The 14046-nt window shown below is 40.2% G+C and carries 15 protein-coding genes; 13 read left to right on the forward strand and 2 right to left on the reverse strand.

Annotation, left to right across the window (positions count from 1 at the left end; genetic code table 11):
• Positions 1-8 precede the first annotated feature (8 nt).
• Complete coding sequence (rnz, locus tag SPPN_RS03470) at positions 9-938, forward strand: ribonuclease Z (protein ID WP_000354331.1); 930 nt, start codon at positions 9-11, stop codon at positions 936-938.
• Positions 939-958: 20 nt separating this feature from the next.
• Complete coding sequence (locus SPPN_RS03475) at positions 959-1714, forward strand: SDR family NAD(P)-dependent oxidoreductase (RefSeq protein ID WP_000104114.1); 756 nt, start codon at positions 959-961, stop codon at positions 1712-1714.
• Between the two features lie 53 nt (positions 1715-1767).
• On the opposite strand, the gene SPPN_RS03480 is transcribed toward SPPN_RS03475, so the two are convergent.
• Positions 1768-2676, reverse strand: coding sequence for a LysR family transcriptional regulator (locus SPPN_RS03480; protein WP_001222592.1), 909 nt, complete (start codon positions 2674-2676; stop codon positions 1768-1770).
• Positions 2677-2739: 63 nt separating this feature from the next.
• On the opposite strand from SPPN_RS03480, the gene SPPN_RS03485 reads away from it, so the two are divergent.
• From SPPN_RS03485 to SPPN_RS03495, 3 genes are all read left to right on the forward strand, one after another.
• A complete protein-coding gene (locus SPPN_RS03485; protein WP_000051787.1) occupies positions 2740-3009 on the forward strand; it encodes a YqgQ family protein in 270 nt (89 codons plus the stop codon).
• Entirely contained in the window at positions 3009-3389 is a 381-nt protein-coding gene (locus tag SPPN_RS03490; protein ID WP_000259256.1) for a rhodanese-like domain-containing protein, read from the forward strand. The genes SPPN_RS03485 and SPPN_RS03490 overlap by 1 nt, the downstream gene beginning before the upstream one ends.
• A gap of 86 nt (positions 3390-3475) precedes the next feature.
• Positions 3476-3709: a hypothetical protein gene (locus SPPN_RS03495; protein ID WP_001088017.1), complete on the forward strand. Its 234-nt coding sequence runs from the start codon at positions 3476-3478 to the stop codon at positions 3707-3709.
• A gap of 42 nt (positions 3710-3751) precedes the next feature.
• Here SPPN_RS03495 and SPPN_RS03500 read toward each other — a convergent pair whose 3' ends face one another.
• Complete coding sequence (locus tag SPPN_RS03500) at positions 3752-4477, reverse strand: 16S rRNA pseudouridine(516) synthase (protein WP_001235036.1); 726 nt, start codon at positions 4475-4477, stop codon at positions 3752-3754.
• A gap of 159 nt (positions 4478-4636) precedes the next feature.
• Between SPPN_RS03500 and typA the strand changes: the two genes are divergently transcribed.
• The 8 genes from typA (at position 4637) to SPPN_RS03540 (ending at position 14029) form a co-directional block, all read left to right on the forward strand.
• Positions 4637-6478: a translational GTPase TypA gene (gene typA / locus SPPN_RS03505; RefSeq protein ID WP_000164111.1), complete on the forward strand. Its 1842-nt coding sequence runs from the start codon at positions 4637-4639 to the stop codon at positions 6476-6478.
• Positions 6479-6497: 19 nt separating this feature from the next.
• Positions 6498-6752, forward strand: coding sequence for a DUF3165 family protein (locus tag SPPN_RS03510; RefSeq protein WP_000262797.1), 255 nt, complete (start codon positions 6498-6500; stop codon positions 6750-6752).
• A gap of 391 nt (positions 6753-7143) precedes the next feature.
• Complete coding sequence (locus SPPN_RS03515; RefSeq protein ID WP_000850387.1) at positions 7144-7443, forward strand: lactococcin 972 family bacteriocin; 300 nt, start codon at positions 7144-7146, stop codon at positions 7441-7443.
• A 70-nt stretch (positions 7444-7513) separates the two neighbouring features.
• On the forward strand, positions 7514-9535 hold the full coding sequence (locus SPPN_RS03520; protein ID WP_000732402.1) for a bacteriocin-associated integral membrane family protein: 2022 nt from the start codon (positions 7514-7516) through the stop codon (positions 9533-9535).
• 1 nt (position 9536) lies between these two features.
• Positions 9537-10178: an ABC transporter ATP-binding protein gene (locus tag SPPN_RS03525; RefSeq protein WP_000571284.1), complete on the forward strand. Its 642-nt coding sequence runs from the start codon at positions 9537-9539 to the stop codon at positions 10176-10178.
• Positions 10179-10386: 208 nt separating this feature from the next.
• Complete coding sequence (murD, locus tag SPPN_RS03530; RefSeq protein ID WP_000863060.1) at positions 10387-11739, forward strand: UDP-N-acetylmuramoyl-L-alanine--D-glutamate ligase; 1353 nt, start codon at positions 10387-10389, stop codon at positions 11737-11739.
• Position 11740: 1 nt separating this feature from the next.
• Positions 11741-12799 (forward strand): UDP-N-acetylglucosamine--N-acetylmuramyl-(pentapeptide) pyrophosphoryl-undecaprenol N-acetylglucosamine transferase, encoded by a 1059-nt coding sequence (locus tag SPPN_RS03535; RefSeq protein ID WP_000724842.1) that lies wholly within the window; start codon positions 11741-11743, stop codon positions 12797-12799.
• Between the two features lie 9 nt (positions 12800-12808).
• Entirely contained in the window at positions 12809-14029 is a 1221-nt protein-coding gene (locus tag SPPN_RS03540; RefSeq protein ID WP_000031176.1) for a cell division protein FtsQ/DivIB, read from the forward strand.
• Positions 14030-14046 lie beyond the last annotated feature (17 nt).

Below are 14046 nucleotides of genomic sequence, written 5' to 3' on the forward strand. Positions count from 1 at the left end.
AGTATCGAATGGATATTCAATTTTTAGGAACGGGGGCTGGTCAGCCCTCTAAAGCCCGCAACGTTTCAAGTCTCGCCCTGAAACTCTTGGACGAGATTAACGAAGTCTGGCTCTTTGACTGTGGAGAGGGAACGCAAAATCGCATTCTGGAAACCACAATTCGACCACGTAAGGTCAGCAAAATCTTTATCACTCACCTGCATGGAGACCACATTTTTGGCTTGCCAGGATTCCTTTCTAGCCGTGCTTTTCAAGCTAATGAAGAGCAGACAGATTTGGAAATCTATGGGCCGCAAGGGATCAAGTCATTTGTCTTAACCAGCCTTCGTGTGTCAGGTTCTCGCCTGCCTTACCGTATTCATTTTCATGAGTTTGACCAAGATTCTCTAGGTAAAATCCTTGAGACCGATAAATTCACGGTGTATGCAGAGGAGTTGGATCATACTATATTCTGTGTTGGCTATCGTGTCATTCAAAAGGACTTGGAAGGAACGCTAGATGCTGAAAAACTCAAGGCGGCAGGTGTCCCATTTGGCCCACTTTTTGGGAAAATCAAAAACGGTCAGGACGTTGTTCTCGAAGACGGTACTGAAATCAAGGCAGCTGACTATATCTCAGCTCCCCGTCCAGGTAAAATTATCACTATTTTAGGAGACACTCGAAAAACGGATGCCAGTGTGCGTCTGGCTGTTAATGCCGATGTCCTTGTCCATGAGTCCACTTATGGCAAGGGTGATGAAAAAATTGCTCGTAACCATGGCCACTCTACTAACATGCAAGCTGCACAAGTAGCGGTAGAAGCAGGAGCCAAACGCCTCTTGCTCAACCATATCAGTGCCCGTTTCCTCTCAAAAGATATCAGCAAGCTCAAAAAAGACGCTGCTAGTGTCTTTGAAAATGTCCATGTGGTCAAAGACTTGGAAGAAGTGGAAATCTAAAAGATTGAGAAAGGAACAGTATGTCTACTATTCTCATTACTGGAGCTAGCGGTGGTCTAGCTCAAGAAATGGTCAAACTCTTGCAAAATGACCAACTCATCTTGCTTGGTAGAAATAAGGAAAAATTAGCCCAACTCTACGGAAACCATCCACAAGCAGAATTGATTGAAATTGATATTACCGATGACTCAGCCTTAGAAACTCTGCTAGCAGACCTCTATCTTCGCTATGGCAAGATTGATGTCTTGATAAACAACGCTGGTTACGGGATCTTTGAGGAATTTGACCAGATTTCCGACCAAGATATTCATCAGATGTTTGAGGTCAATACCTTTGCTCTGATGAATCTATCTCGACGCCTTGCGGCCCGTATGAAAGAGAGTCGAAAAGGTCATATCATCAATATCATCAGCATGGCAGGTTTGATCGCTACTGGCAAGTCCAGTCTCTACTCAGCGACCAAGTTTGCGGCTATTGGTTTTTCAAATGCTCTGCGCCTCGAACTCATGCCCTATGGAGTCTATGTGACGACAGTCAATCCAGGTCCAATCCGTACAGGATTTTTCGATCAAGCCGACCCAGATGGAACCTATCTTAAATCTGTAGCCCGCTTCCTGCTAGAACCAGATACAGTGGCTAAAAAGATTGTCAAGATTATAGGGAAAAACAAACGAGAACTCAATCTCCCGATGTTGTTGAACCTAGCCCATAAGTTTTATAGTCTCTTTCCTAAGCTAGCTGATAAGTTGGCAGGGGAAACTTTTAATTATAAGTAAAAAGAACCAATGTGCAGGTTGTTGCTAGCCTACATATTGGTTCTTATCATTTCTCAACTATCAAACTGGACTTCTTCTAGTAGATAGTCGATAAAGCGTTCGCCCATCTTAGACAGGCTGGTTTTTTCATGCTGGATATAGACCAGCTCAATTGGGTCATCAATATCCAGTGGGATGGAAACGATATTGTCTCCGTTGAGGTTGCTGTTCAAAATCCCTGTCGCAATGGTATAACCATCCAAACCAATCAAGAGATTAAAGAGGGTGGCACGGTCACTAACCACAATGGATTTCTTGTGGTGCTCTTGAGATAGAATCTCTTCAGAGAAGTAGAAGGAATTGTGTGTCCCTTGGTCATAGCTGAGATAAGGGAAGTTTTCCAAATCAGATAGTTTGACCTTGTCTTTTTTTGCCAGAGGATTGGTCTTGCTGACAAAGATATGCGGTTGCGCTGTGAAGAGATGGTGAGCCAGCAGGTGATTGTCATCCAGCATTTTGGTCAGTACGTCACGGTTGTAGCTGTTCAAAAAGAGGACCCCGACCTCGCTACGGAAGTTCTTGACGTCGTCGATAATTTCCCAAGTCCGTGTTTCACGAAGAAAAAGCTCGTATTTTTCCATATCGCTTTTCTTGAGCAGAGAGACAAAGGCATTGACTACAAAAGCATAATGTTGAGAAGAAACGCTGAAAAGTTCGCGGTGGGCAACAGGATTTTTATAGCGTTCCTCCAGAAGCTGGGTCTGCTCGACAACTTGACGGGCATAAGAGAGGAACTCCATCCCATCACGGGTCAAGGTGATGCCCTTGGGATTGCGGATAAAGATTTCAATGCCCATTTCATTTTCCAAATCTCTTACGGCATTGGAAAGACTTGGTTGAGTGATAAAGAGTTGCTTGGCTGCTTCATTCATGGAGCCAGTTTCGACGATTTTGATAATATAGTGTAATTGTTGAATTCTCATGTTTTTATTGTACCACACTTGCGTCAGAATCGCCAAAGATGATAGGGAAATCAGGGGGATTGTGTGAGTCTATTCTTGAAAAAAACACAAAATTTTGCTAGAATGAGTCTTATGAAAACATTCTATGATGTGCAGCAATTCCTCAAACGATTTGGTATTATTGTTTACATGGGAAAACGCTTATATGATATTGAACTGATGAAGTTGGAGCTCTCTCGAATTTACGATGCAGGGTTGATGGACAAATTAGACTATCTAGAAGCAGAAGCGGTTCTTCGCAGAGAGCACAAGGTAGAATTGGATTATATTGAGAAAAATGGAGAAAAGAACTAATGGTTACTTGGATTTTGTGGGCACTTATACTAGCAATGTTGGCATGGATGGGTTTTAACTATCTTCGTATTCGCCGTGCGGCTAAAATTGTAGACAATGAGGAGTTTGAAGCCTTGATTCGTACGGGTCAATTGATTGATTTGCGCGACCCAGCAGAATTCCACAGAAAACATATCCTTGGTGCCCGCAATATTCCTTCAAGTCAGTTGAAGACGAGTCTTGCAGCCCTTCGTAAGGATAAACCTGTCCTTCTCTACGAAAACCAACGTGCGCAACGAGTTACAAATGCAGCCCTTTACTTGAAAAAACAAGGTTTTTCTGAGATTTATATCCTTTCTTATGGTTTGGATTCTTGGAAAGGGAAAGTGAAGACTAGCTAACATTCTGTAAAAATCTGTCGAATGATAGATAAAGCTAGCATTTTATGGTATCATCATTTATATTAATTTTAAGGAGATTTTATAATATGAATTCACAAGAAAAGAAAAAACCTTCACTTATTTTAGGTATCTTATCTATCGTCCTTGGTTTGCTTTCTCCAATAGTGAGTCTGATTTTGGGGATCATAGGATTGGTTTTGGCTTTTTCATACCAAAAAGAATCTGGACTGGACTATAAAACAGAAAAAATTCTCAACATCGTAGGACTTGTAGTTTCTGTTCTTAACTGGATTCTAACAATCGCAGTAGTTTTTAGATAAGCAAAAAAACAAAAAAGCTTTAGTTTTAAAGCTTTTTTTATTTTATCGACTCATCTCTAAATAGTTTTTAATGATTTGTAACTCTTTTTGGTTCAAAGGGAGGTAGTTACCTTCTGCTAAATCTGGGTTCAATGTAAAGTCCCCAAATTGGATTCTCTTGAGGCTAGTCACCTTAACACCAACCGAGAGAAACATTTTCTTGATTTGATGAAATTTTCCTTCTGAAATGGTGATGGAGGCTCGACTGAGGGAAGGACTTGCAGATAGAATTTCTAGTCTTGCAGGTTTACAGACAGTACCATCTAAAAAGACAATTCCCTTTTGAAAGACTTGGATATGGTCAGGTGTTAGAAGTCCATTGACTTCAACTTGATAAGTCTTATCGACATGATATTGGGGATGGAGGAGCTGAAAGCCCAAGGGACCGTTATCGGTCAAGAGGAGGAGTCCCGTTGTATCTCGGTCCAGTCGGCCAACGGCATAGAGCTTGTCAGACTGGATGTCAGATGGAAGCAGGTCCATGACGGTCGGAAGTTCCTTGTCTTTGTTGGCTGTCACGACACCAGCAGGTTTATGAAGCATAAGATAGGTGTGTTCATAGCCTTGAATGATTCGATCCTGAAAAAGGAGTTCTTGTAGTCCTGTATCGATATTTTGAGCTAGGGAGCGGGCTGGGCAATCATCGACTAGAATTTCCCCTCTGAGGAGTGCTTGCTTCATGGCCTTTCGGCTAACTTTTTCTTGGGCTAATAAATTATCTAAACGCATACTGTGCCTATCTTATCATAAGTCGCTTGCTTTGAAAAGGCTTGACGTGAAAAGAAAAGCGGAGTGAAAACATTTACACTTGCTTGAGTTATGTTATTTACTTGAAATTATGGTATAATCGTTCAGTTAGAAAATAAATTTTGAATATTAGAGGAAATCATGACAAAATTAAGAGAAGATATCCGTAACATTGCGATTATCGCCCACGTTGACCACGGTAAAACAACCCTCGTTGACGAATTATTGAAACAATCAGAAACGCTTGATGCACGTACTGAATTGGCTGAGCGTGCTATGGACTCAAACGATATCGAAAAAGAGCGTGGAATTACCATCCTTGCTAAAAATACGGCTGTTGCTTACAACGGAACTCGTATCAACATCATGGACACACCAGGACACGCGGACTTCGGTGGAGAAGTTGAGCGTATCATGAAAATGGTTGACGGTGTTGTCTTGGTCGTAGATGCCTACGAAGGAACCATGCCACAAACTCGTTTCGTATTGAAAAAAGCTTTGGAACAAGACCTTGTCCCAATCGTGGTTGTCAATAAAATCGATAAACCATCAGCTCGTCCAGCAGAAGTAGTGGACGAAGTCTTGGAACTGTTCATCGAGCTTGGTGCAGATGACGACCAGCTTGACTTCCCAGTGGTCTATGCTTCAGCGATCAACGGAACTTCTTCATTGTCAGATGATCCAGCTGACCAAGAAGCGACTATGGCACCAATCTTTGACACGATTATCGACCATATCCCAGCTCCAGTAGATAACTCAGATGAGCCTTTGCAGTTCCAAGTGTCACTTTTGGACTACAATGACTTCGTTGGACGTATCGGTATCGGTCGTGTCTTCCGTGGTACAGTTAAGGTTGGGGACCAAGTTACCCTTTCTAAACTTGACGGCACAACTAAAAACTTCCGTGTTACAAAACTCTTCGGTTTCTTTGGTTTGGAACGTCGTGAAATCCAAGAAGCAAAAGCAGGTGACTTGATTGCCGTTTCAGGTATGGAAGACATCTTTGTCGGTGAAACCATTACTCCTACAGACGCAGTTGAAGCTCTTCCAATTCTACACATCGATGAGCCAACTCTTCAAATGACTTTCTTGGTCAACAACTCACCATTTGCTGGTAAAGAAGGTAAATGGGTAACTTCTCGTAAGGTGGAAGAACGCTTGCAGGCAGAATTGCAAACAGACGTTTCCCTTCGTGTTGACCCAACTGATTCACCAGATAAATGGACTGTTTCAGGACGTGGAGAATTGCACTTGTCAATCCTTATCGAAACAATGCGTCGTGAGGGATATGAACTTCAAGTATCTCGTCCAGAAGTTATCGTAAAAGAAATCGATGGTGTTAAATGTGAGCCATTTGAACGTGTTCAAATCGACACTCCAGAAGAATACCAAGGATCTGTTATCCAAAGCCTTTCTGAACGTAAGGGTGAAATGTTGGATATGATTTCAACTGGTAATGGTCAAACTCGTTTGGTCTTCCTTGTTCCAGCGCGTGGTTTGATTGGATACTCAACTGAGTTCTTGTCAATGACTCGTGGTTACGGTATCATGAACCATACCTTCGACCAATACTTGCCATTGATTCCAGGTGAAATTGGTGGTCGTCACCGTGGTGCCCTTGTTTCTATCGATGCTGGTAAGGCTACAACTTACTCAATCATGTCTATCGAAGAACGCGGTACGATCTTTGTCAACCCAGGTACTGAGGTTTACGAAGGAATGATTATCGGTGAAAACTCTCGTGAAAATGACTTGACAGTTAACATCACTAAGGCCAAACAAATGACTAACGTTCGTTCAGCTACTAAGGACCAAACAGCTGTTATCAAGACACCTCGTATCTTGACACTTGAAGAGTCTCTTGAGTTCTTGAACGACGATGAGTACATGGAAGTAACGCCTGAGTCTATCCGTTTGCGTAAACAAATCCTTAACAAAGCAGAGCGTGAGAAAGCTAACAAGAAGAAAAAATCAGCTGAATAAGAGCTAGAAAGAGAGAAAGATGGTCTATTTAGTCCTAGGGATTTTACTGCTCCTACTCTATGTATTTGCGACACCAGAAAGCATTAAAGGGACAGTCAATATCGTCGCTATGGTATGTATTTTAGTGGCACTCTTGATTTTGTTGGCTCTATCTTTTCTGAAAATTTTTCAATTACCAACAGAAATGTTCCTAGCAATAGCCATGTTAATCCTAGCTTACTTTAGTGTGAGAGACATCACACTCATGCCAGTCAAAAAAGGTAAAAGAAGATAAAAAAGAGAGTTTCGGCTCTCTTTTTTTGGTAGGAATTTTACAATAGTTTGAATTGTTTTTTACTATAACATCATCTCTTTTGCTTGGATAATATGAATGGGAAAAACTTGAATAAAATTTGTTAATGACATCTATTTTATATTTGGTTAGTACTGGTTGCATATTATTTTGAAATAAAACTACTATATAATATTATTCATATATGTAATATAAAAATATTATTCATAGAGGTAATATAGTAAAATATCTAAAAAATTCGATTTTTTCCTTGACAACAAATAATAAAAATGCTATTCTTATTATATAAGAAATCGGTTTCAAAAAAGAGAGAGGAGGATTTATTTTGTTGCATTGTTGCTCAGGGTGTGCTTTTTTTGAAAGGAAAAATAAAATGAAAACGAAAAAACATAGATTACTTGCTCTAGCTCTTATTTCAAGCTTTACATTATTGGGAGCTGCATCAGCTGCTGTACAATATCCAGATGGAGGAGTATGGACATATGGAGAAGGTTCAGGAGGTGGTTGGGCTTTTTCAAATTACTATCATGGTAAAAAATATCATTATTCTTCTCTTGTAAGTAAATGGGATAGTCATTCAGATAAAGGATCAGCACCTGCAGGGAAAACTTCAGAGGCTTGGATTTGGACTAAATTTGGGGAACAAGTATCATTTTACTATGACTATGACTAATATTTAGTTTTCTTAGATAATTCCCCTTGTAAGAAATTACAGGGGGAATTTTGTTTACAAGGAGTCTACTATGAAGAAACTATTCATATTACTATCAACTTTTTTTCTCAGCTTCTTCTTTGCTTGGATTATTGTCTTACGTGCGCCACAATATTTATATGCAAGCTATGATTCCGTTACTTTACTTCGTGTCAAAAAAGAGGCTCAGGAACCGACTCGTGAGGTATTTGAACAGGAATTGGAGAATTTTGTAAACTCAGAACAGAGTTTAATAGCTAGAAGAATTGTAGAGCCGAGTAAGGATGGGACGACTCACTTTACTTATGCAACTTATGGTCAGGGAACTTTACCAAAAGAATTCCAAGAAGCTAGTCAAGAAAGTCGTGAACGTAGTGATCCGCTAAATAGTTATCTCCTTTTGTCAGGCTCCTTGACGAAAGAAAAGCTTGCCGATAAATTAGGAGATTTGGGTTATAAAGCAATTGCTGACCGAAAGACACCTCCCTATTCTCTTGCTTTTCGAATGTTACTAAATCCCCTTATTTTAATTAGTTTAGCAATATTTGGCTTATCTTTCTTTGCTTTAGTGATTATCACTCGGATTAAGGAAATGAGAGCAGCAGGTATAAAACTCTTTTCTGGTCAGACTCTCTTATCCATTATGGGGCATTCTTTATCTACTGATATTAAGTGGCTCCTTCTATCAGCCCTCCTTTCCTTCCTAGGTGGGGGAGTCGTTCTTTTTAGTCAAGGTTTGTTTTATCCTATCTTGTTAGCCACCTATGGTTTTGGGATTAGTTTCTATCTGTTGTTTTTATTGGGTATTTCAATTTTACTAATGCTTCTTTATCTAATGAGTTTGAGTTACAAAGCATTAGTTCCCGTTATTAAGGGAAGATTACCCCTCAAACGCTTGATGGCTTTAACCCTATTGTGTCAGTTGGTTGCTGTCTTTACAGTGGGCTACGCTGTTAAGACAGGTTTGACGTCTTACCAACGATTGAAAGAACTTGAAATTTCAAAACAAGCATGGCATGACAGAGTAGACTATTATCAAATTTCTTTTGGCTTAGGTGATAGAGGAAATGATACAGAAAATCAGAATAAGTGGTATGCCTTTGCCAAGGAAGCAATCGAAGAAGAACAGGCTCTATTTGTAAAAGATAATCTCATTCATTTTGCAAATCCTCAAGGAAAAAATGAAAACGGAGAGACACTGGATACCTATAGTCCAGATGCTAATGTTCTCTATGTCAGTCCAAGTTATTTAGACAAGGAAAATGTGGCTGTAAATGATGAGACTAGACAGAAACTAGCTCATCTTCAAAAAGGGGAATTTGGACTCTTATTACCAGAATCTCTTCGTTCACAGGAAGCAGAACTTAAGAAAGTTTTTGAAGAACGTTTGAACTATTACGGAAAATCAAGTGAGGAGGCAAGTGCTCCTTTAGAGTATGAAATGAGAGCGATTGTTAGCTATCTTCCAACTGGAGAAAAGCGATTTGTTTATAATAACGGTGAAAGCCCAGTATCCATTCAGTACTTAACCGATCCGATTTTAGTTGTATTTACTCCAACATCTACAGGTGATAGTTTCATTTCAAAATATGTTTGGTCTATCAATGCTGGAAAACAACTCTTTATCAAAGGATATGAGAGTGGGCTAGAACTCTTGAAGAAAGCTGGAATTTATGAGCAAGTATCCTATCTTAAAGAAGGAAGAAGTGTTTATCTAACTCGTTATAATGAAGTGCAAACTGAAACAGCAACTTTAATCCTAGGAGCTATTGTGGGGATAGCTAGTTCCTTGTTACTCTTTTATTCTGTCAATCTTCTATATTTCGAGCAATTCCGTCGAGATATCTTGATTAAACGAATTTCAGGTTTACGATTTTTTGAAACACATGCTCAGTATATGGTTAGCCAATTTGCCAGTTTTGTATTTGGTGCTAGTTTCTTTATTTTAAGCAGTCGAGACTTGGTGATTGGCTTGCTCACTTTATTAGTCTTTCTAGCTAGTGCAGTTTTGACGCTTTACCGTCAAGCTCATAAAGAATCGCGTGTTTCTATGACAATTATGAAAGGAAAATAGGATGATTGAACTAAAGAATATATCTAAAAAATTTGGAAGCCGTCAGCTATTTTCAGATACGAATCTTCATTTTGAAGGTGGGAAAATTTATGCCTTAATTGGTACAAGTGGCTGTGGTAAGACAACACTCTTGAATATGATTGGACGATTAGAGCCATATGACAAAGGACAAATCATCTATGATGGCACTTCTCTTAAAGACATCAAGCCTTCTGTTTTCTTTAGAGATTACTTAGGATACCTATTTCAAGATTTTGGCTTAATTGAAAGCCAAACCGTCAAAGAGAATCTCAATCTGGGTTTAGTTGGTAAAAAGTTGAAAGAGAAAGAGAAAATCTCTTTGATGAAACAAGCTCTAAACCGTGTAAACCTCTCTTATTTGGATTTAAAGCAACCTATCTTTGAATTATCAGGAGGAGAAGCACAACGTGTTGCACTAGCGAAGATAATTTTAAAGGATCCACCTTTGATCCTGGCAGATGAACCAACCGCTTCGCTAGACCCCAAAAACTCTGAGGAATTACTTTCTATCCTAGAATCTTTAAAAAATCCGAATCGAACCATTATTATTGCGACCCACAATCCTCTGATTTGGGAGCAAGTGGATCAAGTTATTCGAGTTACCGATTTATCAAATAGATGATATGGTAAGATTCATACTCAATGAAAATCAAAAAGCAAACTAGGAAGCTAGCCGCAGGCTGTACTTGAGTACGGCAAGGCGAAGCTGACGTGGTTTGAAGAGATTTTCGAAGAGTATCAGTTAGAAGAAAGAGTCACAAACACACTTTGTGGCTTTTTTATTTCCATAAAAATGGTAAAATAGTAGGAGTAGAAATGGAGTTTGAGACATGAAAGTAATAGATCAATTTAAAAATAAGAAAGTCCTTGTTTTAGGTTTGGCCAAGTCTGGTGAATCTGCAGCTCGTTTGTTGGACAAGCTAGGTGCCATTGTGACGGTAAATGATGGGAAGCCTTTTGAGGACAATCCAGCTGCCCAAAGTTTGTTGGAAGAAGGAATCAAGGTTATCACAGGTGGCCATCCTTTGGAACTTTTGGATGAAGAGTTTGCCCTTATGGTGAAAAATCCAGGTATTCCCTACAGCAATTCCATGATTGAAAAGGCTTTGGCCAAGGGAATTCCAGTCTTGACTGAGGTGGAATTAGCTTACTTGATTTCAGAAGCGCCCATTATCGGTATCACAGGTTCAAATGGAAAAACAACCACAACGACCATGATTGGAGAAGTTTTGACTGCGGCTGGCCAACATGGTCTCTTATCAGGGAATATCGGCTATCCAGCTAGTCAAGTGGCCCAAACTGCGACAGATGAGGACACGCTTGTCATGGAACTTTCTTCTTTCCAACTGATGGGTGTGCAAGAATTTCATCCAGAGATTGCGGTTATTACCAACCTCATGCCAACTCATATCGATTATCATGGATCATTTGAGGAATATGTAGCAGCCAAGTGGAATATCCAGAACAAGATGACAGCAGCTGATTTCCTTGTCTTGAACTTTAATCAAGACTTGGCAAAAGAATTGGCAAGAAAAACACAAGCTACTGTAGTTCCATTTTCAACACTTGAAAAGGTTGATGGAGCTTATTTGGAAGATGGTCAGCTCTACTTCCGTGGAGAAGTGGTCATGGCAGCTAGCGAAATCGGAGTTCCAGGTAACCACAATGTGGAAAATGCCCTTGCGACTATTGCTGTAGCCAAACTTCGTGGTGTAGACAACCAAACCATCAAGGAAACTCTTTCAGCCTTTGGTGGTGTCAAACACCGTCTCCAATTTGTGAATGAAATCAAGGGTGTCAAATTCTATAATGATAGCAAGTCAACCAATATCTTGGCAACTCAAAAAGCCTTGTCAGGATTTGACAATAGCAAGGTCATTTTGATTGCAGGTGGTTTGGACCGTGGTAATGAGTTTGACGAATTGGTTCCAGACATTACTGGACTCAAGAAGATGGTCATCCTCGGTCAGTCTGCAGAACGTGTCAAACGGGCAGCAGACAAGGCTGGTGTGACATATGTGGATGCGACTGACATTGCAGATGCGACCCGCAAGGCCTATGAACTTGCGACTCAAGGAGATGTAGTCCTTCTCAGTCCTGCCAATGCCAGCTGGGATATGTATGCTAACTTTGAAGTACGTGGCGACCTCTTTATCGACACAGTAGCGGAGTTAAAAGAATAATATGAAAAAAATTGTCTTTACAGGTGGGGGGACGGTTGGACACGTGACCCTCAACCTTTTGTTAATGCCCAAGTTCATCGAAGATGGCTGGGAAGTCCACTATATCGGAGATAAACGTGGTATCGAACACCAAGAAATCCTCAAGTCAGGTTTGGATGTTACCTTCCATTCCATTACGACTGGAAAATTGCGTCGCTATTTCTCTTGGCAAAATATGCTGGACGTCTTCAAAGTTGGTTGGGGAATTGTCCAATCGCTCTTTATCATGTTACGACTTCGTCCACAGGCCCTTTTTTCAAAGGGAGGCTTTGTCTCAGTACCGCCTGTTATTGCAGCACGTGTGTCAGGAGTGCCTGTCTTTATTCACGAATCTGACCTGTCTATGGGCTTGGCCAATAAAATCGCCTATAAATTTGCGACGAAAATGTATTCAACTTTTGAACAGGCTTCAAGTTTGGCTAAGGTCGAGCATGTGGGAGCAGTGACCAAGGTTTCGGACAAAAACACTCCAGAACCAGATGAATTGGTGGATATTCAAACCCACTTTAATCCTAAATTGCCAACTGTATTGTTTGTCGGTGGTTCTGCAGGCGCTCGTGTCTTTAACCAATTGGTGACAGACCATAAGAAAGAACTGACAGAGCGCTACAATATTATCAATTTAACTGGAGATTCTAGCCTGAATGAGTTGAGCCAAAATCTTTTTCGTGTTGACTATGTGACCAATCTCTATCAACCCTTGATGGAATTGGCTGATATTGTTGTGACACGAGGTGGTGCCAATACGATTTTTGAGCTCTTGGCCATGGCAAAATTGCATGTTATTGTGCCACTTGGTCGTGAAGCTAGTCGTGGCGACCAGATTGAAAATGCAGCTTACTTTGTAAAAAAAGGCTATGCAGAAGAGCTTCAAGAAAGCGATTTGACCTTGGATAGTTTGGAAGAGAAGCTTGCTCATTTACTAAGTCACAAGGAAGACTACCAGGCTAACATGAAGGCTTCTAAGGAATTGAAATCTCTAGCAGATTTTTATCAATTGTTGAAAAAAGATTTATCATAAGGAAAGTAAATGTCAAAAGATAAGAAAAATGAGGGCAAAGAAATCCTCGAAGAATTGAAAGAGTTATCAGAATGGCAGAAACGAAACCAAGAATATCTAAAAAAGAAGGCTGAGGAAGAGGCAGCCCTAGCTGAGGAGAAAGAAAAGGAAAGACAAGCTCGAATGGCTTCAAAATCTGAAGATTCAGATGCAACCGAGGACCAAGAGAGTGAATCTGATTCAAAAGACCCAAAATCAGCTAAGGATGATACCGAAGAAAAAGTAGAAGAGTCAGAATACGTCAAAAAAGAAGTATCCAAAGAAGAATCAAAGTCCAAAGAGCCAAAGAAAGAGGATAAAAAGGCAGATAAAAAGCCTGTAAAGGAAAAACCGGTCAAACCGAAAATTCCAGGAATCCATATCTTACGAGCCTTAACGATTTTATTTCCATGTCTGCTTTTATTGATTGTCTCCGCCTACTTACTCAGTCCTTATGCGACGATGAAGGATATTCGTGTCGAGGGAACGGTGCACACTACGTCTGATGATATTCGACAGGCTTCAGGTATTCAGGATTCGGATTATACGATTAACCTTCTGCTAGACAAGGAAAAATATGAAAAGCAGATTAAGTCTAACTATTGGGTTGAATCAGCTCAACTTGTTTATCAATTTCCAACCAAGTTCACTATCAAGGTCAAGGAATATGATATTGTGGCCTACTATATTTCTGGTGAAAATCATTATCCTATTCTTTCCAGTGGTCAGCTTGAGACCAGTGCTGTGAGTTTGGTCAGTCTACCAGAAACTTATATATCAGTTCTCTTTAATGATAGTGAAAAAATCAAGGCTTTTGTCTCAGAACTTTCTCAAATTAGCCCAGAACTCAAGGCGGCTATCCAAAAGGTGGAACTAGCTCCCAGCAAGGTCACTTCCGATTTAATTCGATTGACCATGAATGATTCGGACGAAGTCTTGGTTCCTCTATCTGAAATGAGTAAGAAACTGCCTTATTACAGTAAGATTAAGCCTCAATTGTCAGAACCAAGTGTGGTCGATATGGAAGCTGGAATCTACAGCTACACTGTAGCGGATAAATTGATTATGGAAGCAGAAGAAAAAGCCAAAAAAGAGGCCGAAGAAGCTGAGAAAAGGCAGGAAGAAGAACGTAAACGTTTAGAAGAAGAACAGAAAAAACAAGAGGAAGAGAACAATCGAAACCAAACGACCCAGCGCTCATCGCGTCGCTAGGTTTTACCTTTTTTCTC

The sequence above is a fragment of the Streptococcus pseudopneumoniae IS7493 genome, from assembly GCF_000221985.1.
GTDB lineage: Bacteria > Bacillota > Bacilli > Lactobacillales > Streptococcaceae > Streptococcus > Streptococcus pseudopneumoniae.

What these genes read in the sequence shown, in the direction of transcription:
- SPPN_RS03500 (WP_001235036.1), bottom strand. Translation starts at nt 4,477, where the DNA reads ATGCGTTTAGATAATTTATTAGCCCAAGAAAAAGTTAGCCGAAAGGCC.
- typA (WP_000164111.1), top strand. Translation starts at nt 4,637, where the DNA reads ATGACAAAATTAAGAGAAGATATCCGTAACATTGCGATTATCGCCCAC.
- SPPN_RS03520 (WP_000732402.1), top strand. Translation starts at nt 7,514, where the DNA reads ATGAAGAAACTATTCATATTACTATCAACTTTTTTTCTCAGCTTCTTC.
- murD (WP_000863060.1), top strand. Translation starts at nt 10,387, where the DNA reads ATGAAAGTAATAGATCAATTTAAAAATAAGAAAGTCCTTGTTTTAGGT.
- SPPN_RS03490 (WP_000259256.1), top strand. Translation starts at nt 3,009, where the DNA reads ATGGTTACTTGGATTTTGTGGGCACTTATACTAGCAATGTTGGCATGG.
- SPPN_RS03535 (WP_000724842.1), top strand. Translation starts at nt 11,741, where the DNA reads ATGAAAAAAATTGTCTTTACAGGTGGGGGGACGGTTGGACACGTGACC.
- SPPN_RS03515 (WP_000850387.1), top strand. Translation starts at nt 7,144, where the DNA reads ATGAAAACGAAAAAACATAGATTACTTGCTCTAGCTCTTATTTCAAGC.
- SPPN_RS03540 (WP_000031176.1), top strand. Translation starts at nt 12,809, where the DNA reads ATGTCAAAAGATAAGAAAAATGAGGGCAAAGAAATCCTCGAAGAATTG.
- rnz (WP_000354331.1), top strand. Translation starts at nt 9, where the DNA reads ATGGATATTCAATTTTTAGGAACGGGGGCTGGTCAGCCCTCTAAAGCC.
- SPPN_RS03525 (WP_000571284.1), top strand. Translation starts at nt 9,537, where the DNA reads ATGATTGAACTAAAGAATATATCTAAAAAATTTGGAAGCCGTCAGCTA.
- SPPN_RS03480 (WP_001222592.1), bottom strand. Translation starts at nt 2,676, where the DNA reads ATGAGAATTCAACAATTACACTATATTATCAAAATCGTCGAAACTGGC.
- SPPN_RS03510 (WP_000262797.1), top strand. Translation starts at nt 6,498, where the DNA reads ATGGTCTATTTAGTCCTAGGGATTTTACTGCTCCTACTCTATGTATTT.
- SPPN_RS03475 (WP_000104114.1), top strand. Translation starts at nt 959, where the DNA reads ATGTCTACTATTCTCATTACTGGAGCTAGCGGTGGTCTAGCTCAAGAA.
- SPPN_RS03495 (WP_001088017.1), top strand. Translation starts at nt 3,476, where the DNA reads ATGAATTCACAAGAAAAGAAAAAACCTTCACTTATTTTAGGTATCTTA.